Raw genomic sequence first — 11,945 nt, forward strand, 5'->3', positions numbered from 1 at the left:
GATCGAAGCATGCCCGCAGCACCCACTCCCGCCTCCAGCGCACCGCGCGACGACGCGGCGGCGCTCAGCTACGAGGAGGCTCGCGACGAGCTCATCCGCGTGGTGGGCGAGCTCGAACAGGGCTCCGCCACACTCGAGCAGTCGCTCGCCCTGTGGGAGCGCGGCGAGAAGCTCGCGCAGCGGTGCGAGGAATGGCTGATCGGCGCGCGTGAGCGGCTGGATGCCGCTCGGGCGACGGCGGGAGAGTAGCGCCATGGCCCGCCAGAAGAGCGAGCAGGCGATCGTCGCCGAGCTCGGCCGCCCCGAGACGCCCGACGAGGCCGCCGCGCGCAAGGCCGAGGCCTCGCGCCTCTACCGAGACCGCAAGACCCTCTTCAACCTGCTCTACGCGCTGCTCGCCTCGGTGGCGCTCGTGGCCGCGATCGTCTTCCTCGTGCCGCGGTCCGAGGGCTCGCTGCTCGACCCCATCGATTACGCGCAAGTGGCGCAGAGCGCCCAGTCGTCGATGCCCGTGCCCCTCGCGGTGCCCGACCTGCCCGCCGAGTGGACCTCGAACGCGGCCGAGATCCGCACCGCTCCGAGCGACGGCGTGGTCTCGTGGTACATCGGGCTCATCTCGCCCGAGCAGCAGTACGTGGGGCTCACCCAGGGCGTCGATGCGAACCCCACGTGGCTCTCCGACCAGGTGGCCGAGGGGCTCGCGAGCGGAGTCGTCACCCTCGATGGTGTGGAGTGGACGATCTACGACAACAGCGGCCTGAGCGACGTGGGGAACGTCGAGTACGCGCTGACCACCGAGGCCGGGCAGTCGACGTTCGTGGTGTTCGGCACCGCGGAGCCCGAGGAGATCGAGATCGTGGCACGGTCGATCGGCGATGCCGTGCTCACGCAGGAGGAGACGACGGAATGACCGACGAACTGCAGACCCCGGAGGAATCCGAGCCCACCACGCCCGCCCGGGTCTGGGCCACCATGCTGCGCGGCAACGAGCGCTTCATGGCGGGCACCCCCAAGCACCCGCGGCAGGATGTGGAGACCCGCGCCAAGATGGCGCACGTGCAGACGCCCCGCGCCGCCCTGTTCGGCTGCGCCGACTCTCGTCTCGCCGCCGAGATCATCTTCGACCTCGGCCTCGGCGACCTGTTCGTGGTGCGGAACGCCGGTCAGGTCATCTCCGACTCCGTGGTCGGCAGCCTCGAGTACGCCGTGGAGGTGCTCGGCGTCTCCCTCATCGTGGTGCTCGGGCACGACGAGTGCGGTGCGGTGCGCGCGGCCATCGACTCCCAGCTGCCCGACGCCGCGCCGCTGCCCGGCCACATCCGCAGCCTCGTGCAGCAGATCGTGCCCGCCATCGACAAGGTGCCCACCGAGCGGGCCGAAGACGGCACGCTGCTGACGGCTCCGGATGCCGCGGCGGTGGGCAAGGCCCATCTGCGCGACACCGTGGGCGAGCTCCTGCGCTCCTCCGAGATCATCACCGCGGCGGTCGCTGAGGGTAGATTGGCTGTGGTGGGGGCCAACTACCGACTCGCCGAGGGCCGGGCCGTCGCCGACATCGCGCTCGGCGATCTCTGAACCCCCTCTCGACACGACACCGCCGATACGGGCGCGGCTCCGCCGCGTCGCCGGCACGATGAAAGGACGACCACACAGTGGTGGACACCGCCGACCAGACCGAGTACCGCATCGAGCACGACACGATGGGCGAGGTGAGGGTTCCGGCCACCGCCCGCTACGGTGCGCAGACCCAGCGTGCGGTCGAGAACTTCCCCATCTCGGGCGCCGGGCTCGAGAGCGCGCAGATCGCCGCCCTCGCCCGCATCAAGAAGGCCGCGGCCCTCGCCAACAGCCGCCTCGGGGTGCTCGACGACGCGATCGCCCAGGCCATCGCCGCCGCCGCCGACCGTGTGGTCGCCGGTGAGTTCGAGGGCGACTTCCCGATCGACGTCTACCAGACCGGATCCGGGACCTCGTCGAACATGAACATGAACGAGGTGCTCGCCTCGCTCGCCACCGCCTCGCTCGGCTCGAACGTGCACCCCAACGACCACGTCAACGCCTCGCAGTCCTCCAACGACGTGTTCCCCACCTCGGTGCACGTCGCCGTGACGGGTGCGCTCATCCACGACCTCATCCCCGCGCTCGAGCACCTGCAGAAGGCGCTCGAGGAGAAGGCCGTGCTCTGGGCCACCGCCGTGAAGGCCGGCCGCACGCACCTCATGGACGCGACGCCCGTGACCCTCGGCCAGGAATTCGGTGGCTACGCGGCCCAGATCCGCCTCGGCATCGAGCGCGTCAAGTCGGCACTCCCCCGCGTGGCCGAGGTGCCCCTCGGCGGCACCGCGGTGGGTACGGGCATCAACACGCCCGCCGGCTTCCCGCAGCTCGTGATCTCGCTGCTCGCCGAGGAGACGGACCTGCCCATCACCGAGGCCCGCGACCACTTCGAGGCGCAGGGCGCCCGCGACTCGCTCGTGGAGGCCTCCGGTGCGCTGCGTGTGCTCGCGGTCTCGCTCACGAAGATCTGCAACGACCTGCGCTGGATGGGCTCCGGCCCGAACACGGGCATCGGCGAGCTGCACATCCCCGACCTGCAGCCCGGATCCTCGATCATGCCAGGCAAGGTCAACCCGGTCATCCCCGAGGCCGTGCTCATGGTGTGCTCGCGTGTGATCGGCAACGACGCCTCGATCGCGTGGTCGGGCGCCTCGGGGGCCTTCGAGCTCAACGTGGCCATCCCCGTGATGGGCACGGCGCTGCTCGAGTCGATCCGCCTGCTCTCGACCTCCTCCGTGCTGCTCGCCGACAAGACCGTGGTGGGGCTCGAGGCCAACCTCGAGCGCGCTCGTGCTCTCGCCGAGTCGTCGCCGTCGATCGTGACGCCGCTCAACCGCGTGATCGGCTACGAGGCCGCCGCGAAGATCGCCAAGCACTCGGTGGCCAAGGGCCTCACGGTGCGCGAGGCCGTGATCGACCTCGGCTTCGTGGAGCGCGGCGAGGTCACCCTCGAGCAGCTCGACTCGGCGCTCGACGTGCTCTCGATGACGAGGCCGCCCGTCGCCAAGTAACTCCTCCTGCACCTCGCAGCCCCGGGCCGCGACCATCCACAGATGTGGGGGTCGCGGCCCTTGTGCGTGACCGGCTGCCTACTGTGGCGGCATGTCGACGAACCCGTATGAGCCGTGGGGCGTGCTCCTGCTGGCCTACCTGGCGGTGGTGAGCGTGCCGCTGGCGCTCGCAGACGCGCGGCGGCTGCGACTGCCGAACGCCTTCGTGGTGCCGGGACTCGTGCTGCTGCTGTGCGCTCTGCTCGGGAACGGGCTCGGCCCGGATGTCGCCACTCCTGTGCTCGCTGCCCCAGTGCTCGCCGCCGGCGTGCTGGGCTGCGGGTGGTCGATGGGCGCGGTCGGCATGGGCGACGTCAAGCTCGCCGTGCTGCTGGCGGGGGCGGCGTCGGTGACGGATGAGCGCACGCTGCCGATCGCCGCGGTCGCGACCGCGATGACGACGTGCGCGGCCGCGCTGGGTGCCCGCCGAACAGCAGCCACCCGCCTCCCCCTCGGCCCGCCGATGCTGGCGGGTTTCTGGTTCGGCGTGGTGGCCGCGTTCGTGGGGTGGCCGTGACCTCGCTAGGCGAGCTCGTTCGACTCCAGCATCTCGGTGACGAGGGCGGCGATCGCCGAGCGCTCGGAGCGCGTGAGCGTGATGTGGCCGAAGAGCGAGTGCCCCTTGAGCGTCTCGATCACCGAGGCCACGCCGTCGTGCCGACCCACCCGCAGGTTGTCGCGCTGCGCCACGTCGTGCGTGAGCACAACGCGCGAGTTCTGCCCGATGCGCGAGAGCACCGTGAGCAGCACGTTGCGCTCGAGCGACTGCGCCTCGTCGACGATCACGAACGCGTCGTGCAGCGACCGGCCGCGGATGTGCGTGAGCGGCAGCACCTCGAGGATCCCTCGGTCGATGACCTCGTCGAGCACGTTCTGCGAGACGAGCGAGCCGAGCGTGTCGAACACCGCCTGCGCCCACGGGTTCATCTTCTCGGCGGCGTCGCCGGGCAGGAAGCCGAGCTCCTGACCGCCGACCGCGTAGAGCGGCCGGAACACCATGATCTTCTTGTGCTGCTGCTTCTCGAGCACCGCTTCGAGACCGGCGCACAGGGCCAGAGCGGACTTCCCCGTACCGGCTCGACCCCCCAGCGACACGATTCCGACCTCGGGGTCGAGCAGCATGTCGATCGCCACCCTCTGCTCCGCCGAGCGGCCGTGCAGGCCGAAGACGTCGCGGTCGCCGCGCACGAGCTGGAACGTGTCGCGCGAGACGACGCGGCCGAGGGCCGATCCGCGGTCCGACTGGATGACGAGGCCCGTGTTGATGGGCATGTCGCGCACGAGAGGCGTGGAGAACGTCTCCTTGTCGTAGAGCTTCGACATGTCGTCGGCGCTCAGTCGCAGGTCGGCGAGACCGGTCCACCCGGAGTCGACGGCGAGCTCGGCACGGTACTCCTCGGCGGCGAGACCGATGGAGGCGGCCTTCACGCGGAGCGGCAGATCCTTCGACACGACGGTGACGTTGAGCCCGTCGTTGGCGAGGTTCTGGGCCACGGCGAGGATGCGAGTGTCGTTGTCGCCGAGCTGCAGACCGGAGGGCAGCACCGATGTGTTCGAGTGGTTGAGCTCCACTCGAAGGGAACCACCCTCGGTGCCGACCGCGATCGGGAAGTCGAGGCGCTCGTGCTGCACCCGCAGCTCGTCGAGGTTGCGGAGGGCCTGGCGGGCGAAGTAGCCGATCTCGGGATCGTTGCGCTTCGACTCCAGCTCGGTGATGACGATCACCGGCAGCACCACCGCGTGTTCGGCGAAGCGGAAGATCGCCTTCGGATCAGACAGAAGAACCGAGGTGTCCAGTACGTAGGTCACCTCGGCGGTAGAAGTCGTGCTCGCTGTCTGGGTGGTGTTCCGGACATCCTCTCCTGTGCTGTTCCTGCTGGGCTTCTGAATCATGGGCTCGGCCACGTCCACTCCAACCCCGAGCGCGAGACGCTCGGATCAGTAGGCGATCGGGCCACAGTGGAGGTCAGTCGAAACGTACTTATGTGGCCGTCTCGAACAGGCGCCATGCCTGATGAATCCGAAGCTACGCCTGCACAGCACCCCGTGGGTTACGACACGCAACTTCGAAGATTAACAATGTGTTACACGCGTGTAATTCGAGAGTCAGCTGCCGAACCTTCTCTGGCGGCGCGAGTAGTCGCGGAGCGCGCGCAGGAAGTCGACCTCGCGCACGTCGGGGCCGAGGGCCTCCATGAAGTAGAACTCGCTGTGGGCGGACTGCCAGAGCATGAAGTCGCTGAGGCGCTGCTCGCCCGAGGTGCGGATGACCAGGTCCGGATCCGGCTGCCCACCCGTGTAGAGGTGCTCGGCGATGAGCTCCTGGTCGATGTCCGCCTCGAGCTCGTCGAGACCGTGGCCGAGGTCGCGGTGCTTCTGGATGATGCTGCGCACCGCATCCGCTATCTCCGAGCGGCCGCCGTAGCCGACCGCGAGGTTGACGTGCAGCCCCGCGTGGGAGGAGGTGCGCGCCTCTGCTCCGTCGAGGGCCGCGATGAGCGGCTCGGGGAGGCCTGCGTTCGTGCCCACGTGCTTGACCCGCCAGTCGCGGAAGCGCGAGATGTCGTCGGCCAGATCGGCGATGATCTCGATGAGCTCGGTGAGCTCCTCGCCGGACCGGTTCGTGAGGTTGTCGGTGGAGAGCAGGTAGAGCGTGACGACCTCGATGCCCAGATCGTCGCACCACTCGAGGAACTCGCGGATCTTCGCGGCCCCCGCCCTGTGCCCGTGCGCGGCCGTGCCGAGCGAGCGCTGCTTGGCCCAGCGACGGTTGCCGTCGAGGATCATGGCGACGTGCTTGGGCAGCACCGATCCGTCGAGATGACGACGGATGCGCCTCTGGTAGAGGCGGTAGAGAAGACCTTCTCCGACCTGATGCTGGCGTTTCGGCACACCGTTACGTTACTCGCTGCTGGCGTAGTCTGAGCACATGGCTGCACCCGAGAAACCTGCCGCTGCCGACACCACCGCCGACGGCGGTCCCGACCTCCCCAACGTGCCGCTGCTCGACGACGAGATCGAGAATTCGACCGCCGAGCAGAAGCCCACCTGGCGAGGCTGGATCCACGCGGGCACGTTCCCCTTCACCATCGTGGCGGGCATCGTGCTCATCGTGCTGGCCGAGGGCGCGGCGGCCAAGTGGGCGAGCGTGGTGTTCACCCTCACCTCGATGCTGCTCTTCGGCAACTCGGCGCTCTACCACCGCTTCGATTGGAAGCCCAAGGCCAAGCTGCTGCTCAAGCGCATCGACCACGCCAACATCTTCCTGCTCATCGCAGGCACCTACACACCCATCGCGGTGCTCGCGCTGCCGCCCGAGAAGGGCACGCTGCTGCTGGCGGTCGTGTGGGCGGGCGCGATCCTGGGAATCGGCTTCCGGGTGTTCTGGATCGGCGCGCCGCGCTGGCTCTACGTCATCCTCTATCTGGCGCTCGGCTGGGCAGCCGTGGCGTACCTCGTCGACATCCTGAACGTCAACGCCCTGTCGATGATCCTCGTGGCCGTCGGCGGACTCGCCTACACGCTGGGAGCGATCGCCTACGCGCTCAAGAGGCCCAACTTCTTCCCCGGGAAGTTCGGCTTCCACGAGGTGTTCCACACGCTAACGGTCGTGGCGTTCCTCTGCCACTGGACCGCCATCCTTCTCCTCGCGGTCGACCCGCCCTTCAACGGCTGACCCGGCGGGCTCGGGGGCCCCAGCGGCGCCGACGGCTCCGCCAGCGCCCGCCCCATCCCGCGCGGCCACCTCGGCCTCGAGCTGCTCCCGCACCTGCGCCCGGTAGTTGACCCGCCGCACGCGTCGCACCATGTCGATCACGAGCAGCACCGTGACGCCCGCCACGAAGAACGTGGCGATGAAGCCCACGACGCCCGGGGTGACGGTGTCAGGGTCGGGGGTGTTCTCCTCGGCGGCGACGGCCGCGGAGACGAGAACGGTGGTGAGCGAGCTGAAGGTCATTCGGTGTCCTCGATGCCGTCGAACAGGTCGGATTCCGCCTCCACGGCGGCGACCCGTGACTGCACCAGCTGGTAGTCCTCGTAGGGCCAGGCGCTCTGCAGCACATCGTTGGGCCAGAAGAAGAAGGGGTGGTCGGGCGCGACCTGGCTGGCGTGCGCCCGCAGGGCCGCGTCGCGCACCGAGAAGAAGGAGCCGGCCGGGATCCGCACCGTGGAGAGATCCTTCTTGCCGTCGAGCCAGCCGCGCATCTCGGTGAGCGTGGTGAGCAGGGCGTGCTCGGGGTGCTCACGCGTGAGGTAGTCGAAGACCGCCTCGAAGCGGGAGGGGTTCATGGTGCGGTCGTAGTAGAGCTTGGAGACGGCCCAGGCCGGCCCGAGCTCCGGATGGGCGGACTCGTCGGCGGCGAGCTCCCAGGCCCTCATCGACACCTCGTGGGTGCGGATGTGGTCGGGATGCGGGTACCCGCCGATCTCGTCGTAGGTGATGAGCACGTGCGGCCGGTACTCCCGGATGATCTTGACGAGCGGCTGCGCGGAGATCTCGACGGGGATGGAACCGAAGGAGTTCGCGGGCAGCGCGTCACCCGAGTCGGGCTCGACCCAGCCCGAGTCGTGGTAGCCGAGCCACCGGTGCTCGAAGCCCACGGCGGCCTGCGCGGCCGCCATCTCGACCCGCCGCAAGCCGGCGATGTCGCGCTCGGCCCAGATGCGCGGCTCGAGAGCCTCGTTGAGCACCGAACCGCGCTCACCACCGGTGCAGCTGACGATCATGACCTCGGCACCGCGGTCGAGGTAGTACGCGTAGGTCGCAGCTCCCTTGCTCGACTCGTCGTCGGGGTGGGCGTGAACGGCCAGGAGGCGCAGCGTCACCGGTCTCAACCTCTCATGGAAAGCGATTAGCCTGGAATCAGGACCAGCACCCAGACTAATCGTCTCGAACCGGGAGAACACCGCGTGAGCACCGACGTGAGCAGTGACGCGAGCACCGACCGCCTGCTCGAGGAGCGCTACGGCCGCACGCCGACCCGTCGGTTCCGCGCCAAGCTGTTCGCCTGGATCGCCGGCTCGGCGGTGGCCGTGGTGCTCGTGGCCTGGGTGGTGTGGGCAGGACTCGACGGCACGAACGCCACCATCGACACGCAGGACACCGCGCACAGCGTGCTCGACGAGCACAGCGTGGAGGTGAGCTTCGACGTCACGATCCCGCGCGGCGAGGGCGCGCTCTGCGCCGTTCAGGCGCTCAGCGAGAAGTTCGCGGTGGTGGGGTGGAAGGTCATCGAGGTGCCCCCCGCCGACGTCGCCACGCGCTCCTACACCGAGGTCGTGCGCACGAGCGAGCTGGCCACGACGGGTTTGATTTACGACTGCTGGCTCGAATAGTCTTTCGCAATGGCTGAAGACACCCAGGTCACCTGGCTCACGCAGGAGGCACACGACCGACTGTCGAACGAGCTCGAGCAGCTCAGCGGCCCCGCCCGCCTCGAGATCGCCAAGCGCATCGAGGCCGCTCGCGAAGAGGGCGACCTCAAGGAGAACGGCGGCTACCACGCCGCCAAGGACGAGCAGGGAAAGATCGAGGCGCGCATCCGTCAGCTCACGCAGTTGCTGCGCACCGCTCAGGTGGGCGAGACGCCCGTGAGCCACGGCGTCGTGGAGCCCGGTGTGGTCGTGACCGCGGTCGTGGCCGGTGGCGAGGAGCGCTTCCTTCTCGGCAGCCGCGAGATCGCGGGCAACGCCGACCTCGACGTCTACAGCGAGCAGAGCCCTCTCGGCACCGCCGTGCTGGGTCTCAAGATCGGCGAGAAGACCACCTACACCGCACCCAACGGCCGCGACATCACGGTCGAGGTCACGAACGTCGAGACGTTCGAGGGCTAGATCCGCTCGTAGAGCACCACCACGAGGTTGGCGGAGTACCAGCGGTCGACCTCGCGGAACCCGGCCCGCGTGATGGACTCCTCGTTCTGCACGCGCTGGCGCCCGCTCGTCACGAGCACCGCCCGGTCGTAGCCCTCGAGCAGCGGGGCGTCGATCGGATCGGCCTTCTCCCAGAGATCCGGCGACTCCTCGAGGGGCACGGTGAGCGCCACGTCGTCGAACCCGCGGAAGGCCTCGGGGTAGGCGTACTCGATCACGCGCGCTGTCGCGCCCGGGTGGTAGGCGATGCTGCCGAAGACGAGGGCCGTGGGCTCGCCGCGGTCGATGCGGGCCACATCTCCCGCGCCCTGCGACCAGCTCGCGCCCTGCTTCGCCTCCGGTGTGCGCTGCCCGAGGTAGGACGGCACCGCGAGCACCACGAGGAGCGTCATGATCGACACCGCGACGACCGCGCGGGCGCGGAGGTTGGGCACCAGCATCGGCGCGGCGGCGATGGCGATCGCGACGGCCGGCAGCGCGAAGGTGAGGTACCGCGGTGAGTAGAGGGGCGTGATGAGCACGGAGGCGGCCATGATGGCGATCGTGGGCACCACGAGCCACGGCACCAGCACGGCCACCACGCTCCGGAGCGGACGGCGCAGCAGCAGCGCCGCGAAGCCGAGCGCCATGAGCGCCCATGCGGCCACGGCGAACGCGGGGTTCTTGGGGAAGAACTGGGTGAGGAACACTCCCCGCCACGTCTCCTGATCCACCGGCGCCACCCAGCTGAGCTGGCCGGACTGGCCCACCACCGCCACGATGATCGGCAGGCTCGCGAGCACCACCCCCACTGCCGTGATGCCGAAGCCGAGGAGCTCCCTCGTGTCGCGTCGGGCGATCCACCTCACCACGATCGTGACGGCGTGGGCCGCCACGATGAGGGCGAGGTAGAGGAACACGGCGGTCGACAGCACCGCGAGGGCGCCGTAGACCAGCCACCTCCACCAGCGCGCGCTCGGCCCGGTGGCGGCGAGGAACGCGAGCGTGAGGCCGACCGCGAGCAGCATGGTGAGCGCGTAGGAGCGGCCCTCGCCGCCCGCCCAGGTGAAGCGCGGCAGCACGATCAGCACGACACCGGCGAGCAGTCCGAGCCGTCGGCTGCCGAGCAGCCGTGCCGCGAGCAGCACGGTGAGCGCGGCGGCGACGCCCGCGAACACCGCGCTCGGCAGTCGCAGGGTGACGGGGTCGTAGCCCACGAGGTCGAACCAGAGGTGCAGCACGGCGTAGTAGACCGCGTGCACCGCGTCGACGCTCTCGACCATGCGCCCGAGCGAGGCCCAGCTGCGGGTGGCGGAGGCGATGGTGGCGGCCTCGTCGTACCAGATGGAGGGGATCCACGATCCGAGGAACGAGACCACGAACCCGAGCACGCCCACGAGCGTCGCATCAGCCCGTCTCGGCACGACCGCCTCCCGACATGGGCACCGACACGGGTGGTGGGGGCTCGGAGTGGGCGAGCGCGCGGCGGCGCCGGATCCACCAGCCGGCGACCACGATCACCACGGCCACGGCGAGCGCCACGCGCGACACCGTGAGCGAGGGCACGAGCAGCCGCACTGTGAGCGCGAGCGGGATCGCCAACCACTCCCACCGCCGGCTGAGCACCACGAAGGGCACGAGCAGCAGGGCGTACCAGGAGTACCGGGGGCTGAGCACCACGAGCACCGTGCCGATGAGCACGAGCTGGGCGACCCAGGGAGCCGTCGGATCCGCCTTCCACCAGCACAAGCCGGCCACGACCGCCACGATCACGAGGGCGGCGACGAGCGCGAGGTTGCCCGGCAGCACGAGCGAGAGCAGCGCGAAGCGCGATCCGTCTTCGTAGCCCTCCTCGCTCAGGTAGCCGGGGAGGTAGCCGATGACCTCGGGGCCGGAGAGCACCACGTAGGGCACGTAGAGCGCTGCGAACGTGGCGATCGACACGAGGATGACCGTGAACGGGCGGCGCTTCAGCAGCGGGGGTGCCACGATCACGGGGATGAGCTTGGTGGCGATGGCGGCGCCCAGGGCGATGCCGCCCCAGACCCGACGGCCGGAGGCGATGAGGAGGCTCGCCGCGAGAGCCAGGAGCACACCGAGCGCATCGACGTGCGAGTTGGTGATGGCCTCGGAGGCCACGAACGGCGACCAGGCCCAGAGCGCCACCCAGGTGAGGTCGGCGGGGGCGGTGGCCCGCGAGTCCGCCGCGCCGCCCACCGCGAGCGCCTCACTGCCGCTCCCCGTTGCTGCGGCCCGTCGTCGCAGCGCCACGATGAGCATCGCCGTGACGCCGAGCGAGATGAGCAGCCCGCCTACCTGGAACGGCGCGTACTCCACCGTGTCGGCCACGGGCAGCCGCACCGCGGCGAAGTAGAGCTCGGCGAGCGGCGGGTAGATGGTGGGCACGTGGGGCCGGTTGATCGACGTGCACAGCGGATCGCCTCCGGGCACCGACGTGGTGCCGTAGACCCGCACCTGCTCGCACACGGCCTTGCCCTCGGCGGTCAGCGCGTCGGGTTCGGCGATGAGCCACGGCACGCGCAGGTCGGCGAGCTCGTCGGCCACCGGCACGTGGTCGTACGGCGAGAGGCCGGCACCCGCCACGATGCCGTCCCACGCATAGCGGGCCGAGTCGGTGCTCGTGTTCGGCGGGCCGAGCAGGGCGGCCCCGCCGATGACGAGCGATCCGGAGATCAGCAGCGGCAGCACGTGCGCGCGCGGCACCCGGCGCAGCAGCACGAACGCCACGGCGAGCAGCACCCACGCGAGCGCGGTGGTGGCCACGAGCGTGGGGCTCTCGGTGCGGGAGAACAGCTCGAGGGCGGCGCTCTGGTAGCCCACGACGGCAGCGAGAGCCAGCACCGCGAGGGCGGTGAGGATCGATCTGACCATGGAGGGGCTCACATTCGCTCGCCGAGTCGACGACCCGGTACTCAGTCAAGGATGCCCCGGCGAGATGGGCCTCGGGTGACGCCAGGTGGTTCG

At 69.8% G+C, this 11,945-nt stretch carries 14 protein-coding genes; 8 read left to right on the forward strand and 6 right to left on the reverse strand.

Annotated elements, in window-relative coordinates:
• The first annotated feature begins 9 nt into the window (after window positions 1-9).
• The 5 genes from ACEXQC_RS05190 (at window position 10) to ACEXQC_RS05210 (ending at window position 3,624) form a co-directional block, all read left to right on the forward strand.
• Window positions 10-249: an exodeoxyribonuclease VII small subunit gene (locus tag ACEXQC_RS05190; RefSeq protein WP_374819193.1), complete on the forward strand. Its 240-nt coding sequence runs from the start codon at window positions 10-12 to the stop codon at window positions 247-249.
• Window positions 250-253: 4 nt separating this feature from the next.
• On the forward strand, window positions 254-910 hold the full coding sequence (locus tag ACEXQC_RS05195) for a DUF4245 domain-containing protein (RefSeq protein ID WP_374819195.1): 657 nt from the start codon (window positions 254-256) through the stop codon (window positions 908-910).
• Complete coding sequence (locus ACEXQC_RS05200) at window positions 907-1,575, forward strand: carbonic anhydrase (RefSeq protein ID WP_374819197.1); 669 nt, start codon at window positions 907-909, stop codon at window positions 1,573-1,575. Before ACEXQC_RS05195 ends, ACEXQC_RS05200 begins: the two co-directional genes overlap by 4 nt.
• A gap of 77 nt (window positions 1,576-1,652) precedes the next feature.
• Window positions 1,653-3,068, forward strand: a complete 1,416-nt coding sequence (locus ACEXQC_RS05205) for a class II fumarate hydratase (protein WP_374819199.1) — start codon at window positions 1,653-1,655, stop codon at window positions 3,066-3,068.
• Between the two features lie 91 nt (window positions 3,069-3,159).
• Window positions 3,160-3,624, forward strand: coding sequence for a prepilin peptidase (locus ACEXQC_RS05210; RefSeq protein ID WP_374819201.1), 465 nt, complete (start codon window positions 3,160-3,162; stop codon window positions 3,622-3,624).
• Between the two features lie 5 nt (window positions 3,625-3,629).
• Here the strand turns inward: ACEXQC_RS05210 and phoH2 are convergent, their stop codons facing one another.
• On the reverse strand, window positions 3,630-5,000 hold the full coding sequence (phoH2, locus tag ACEXQC_RS05215) for an RNA 5'-3' helicase PhoH2 (RefSeq protein WP_374820131.1): 1,371 nt from the start codon (window positions 4,998-5,000) through the stop codon (window positions 3,630-3,632).
• Window positions 5,001-5,213: 213 nt separating this feature from the next.
• Entirely contained in the window at window positions 5,214-5,999 is a 786-nt protein-coding gene (locus tag ACEXQC_RS05220) for an isoprenyl transferase (RefSeq protein ID WP_374819203.1), read from the reverse strand.
• Window positions 6,000-6,036: 37 nt separating this feature from the next.
• Between ACEXQC_RS05220 and trhA the strand changes: the two genes are divergently transcribed.
• Complete coding sequence (gene trhA / locus ACEXQC_RS05225; RefSeq protein ID WP_374819204.1) at window positions 6,037-6,783, forward strand: PAQR family membrane homeostasis protein TrhA; 747 nt, start codon at window positions 6,037-6,039, stop codon at window positions 6,781-6,783.
• Here trhA and ACEXQC_RS05230 read toward each other — a convergent pair.
• Together ACEXQC_RS05230 and mca are read right to left on the reverse strand one after the other, a co-directional pair.
• A complete protein-coding gene (locus ACEXQC_RS05230; protein WP_374819206.1) occupies window positions 6,709-7,065 on the reverse strand; it encodes a hypothetical protein in 357 nt (118 codons plus the stop codon). The two genes, trhA and ACEXQC_RS05230, sit on opposite strands and share 75 nt — an antisense overlap.
• On the reverse strand, window positions 7,062-7,934 hold the full coding sequence (gene mca, locus ACEXQC_RS05235) for a mycothiol conjugate amidase Mca (RefSeq protein ID WP_374819208.1): 873 nt from the start codon (window positions 7,932-7,934) through the stop codon (window positions 7,062-7,064). The genes ACEXQC_RS05230 and mca overlap by 4 nt, the downstream gene beginning before the upstream one ends.
• 84 nt (window positions 7,935-8,018) lie before the next feature.
• Between mca and ACEXQC_RS05240 the strand changes: the two genes are divergently transcribed.
• Together ACEXQC_RS05240 and greA are read left to right on the forward strand one after the other, a co-directional pair.
• Window positions 8,019-8,444, forward strand: coding sequence for a DUF4307 domain-containing protein (locus tag ACEXQC_RS05240; protein WP_374819210.1), 426 nt, complete (start codon window positions 8,019-8,021; stop codon window positions 8,442-8,444).
• A 9-nt stretch (window positions 8,445-8,453) separates the two neighbouring features.
• Window positions 8,454-8,942, forward strand: a complete 489-nt coding sequence (greA, locus tag ACEXQC_RS05245) for a transcription elongation factor GreA (protein ID WP_374819211.1) — start codon at window positions 8,454-8,456, stop codon at window positions 8,940-8,942.
• Here the strand turns inward: greA and ACEXQC_RS05250 are convergent.
• Together ACEXQC_RS05250 and ACEXQC_RS05255 are read right to left on the reverse strand one after the other, a co-directional pair.
• On the reverse strand, window positions 8,939-10,384 hold the full coding sequence (locus ACEXQC_RS05250) for a glycosyltransferase family 39 protein (RefSeq protein ID WP_374819213.1): 1,446 nt from the start codon (window positions 10,382-10,384) through the stop codon (window positions 8,939-8,941). The genes greA and ACEXQC_RS05250 overlap by 4 nt on opposite strands.
• Window positions 10,368-11,852: a glycosyltransferase family 87 protein gene (locus tag ACEXQC_RS05255; protein WP_374819215.1), complete on the reverse strand. Its 1,485-nt coding sequence runs from the start codon at window positions 11,850-11,852 to the stop codon at window positions 10,368-10,370. The genes ACEXQC_RS05250 and ACEXQC_RS05255 overlap by 17 nt, the downstream gene beginning before the upstream one ends.
• Window positions 11,853-11,945: the final 93 nt, after the last annotated feature.

The sequence above is a fragment of the Herbiconiux liukaitaii genome (genome assembly GCF_041927495.1).
In the GTDB taxonomy this organism is placed as follows: Bacteria; Actinomycetota; Actinomycetes; order Actinomycetales; family Microbacteriaceae; genus Herbiconiux; species Herbiconiux liukaitaii.

Bases quoted from the DNA above. Each gene is read 5' to 3' on its own strand.
- ACEXQC_RS05190 (WP_374819193.1), top strand. From the start codon at position 10: ATGCCCGCAGCACCCACTCCCGCCTCCAGCGCACCGCGCGACGACGCG.
- ACEXQC_RS05195 (WP_374819195.1), top strand. From the start codon at position 254: ATGGCCCGCCAGAAGAGCGAGCAGGCGATCGTCGCCGAGCTCGGCCGC.
- ACEXQC_RS05200 (WP_374819197.1), top strand. From the start codon at position 907: ATGACCGACGAACTGCAGACCCCGGAGGAATCCGAGCCCACCACGCCC.
- ACEXQC_RS05210 (WP_374819201.1), top strand. From the start codon at position 3,160: ATGTCGACGAACCCGTATGAGCCGTGGGGCGTGCTCCTGCTGGCCTAC.
- phoH2 (WP_374820131.1), bottom strand. From the start codon at position 5,000: ATGATTCAGAAGCCCAGCAGGAACAGCACAGGAGAGGATGTCCGGAAC.
- trhA (WP_374819204.1), top strand. From the start codon at position 6,037: ATGGCTGCACCCGAGAAACCTGCCGCTGCCGACACCACCGCCGACGGC.
- ACEXQC_RS05230 (WP_374819206.1), bottom strand. From the start codon at position 7,065: ATGACCTTCAGCTCGCTCACCACCGTTCTCGTCTCCGCGGCCGTCGCC.
- greA (WP_374819211.1), top strand. From the start codon at position 8,454: ATGGCTGAAGACACCCAGGTCACCTGGCTCACGCAGGAGGCACACGAC.
- ACEXQC_RS05255 (WP_374819215.1), bottom strand. From the start codon at position 11,852: ATGGTCAGATCGATCCTCACCGCCCTCGCGGTGCTGGCTCTCGCTGCC.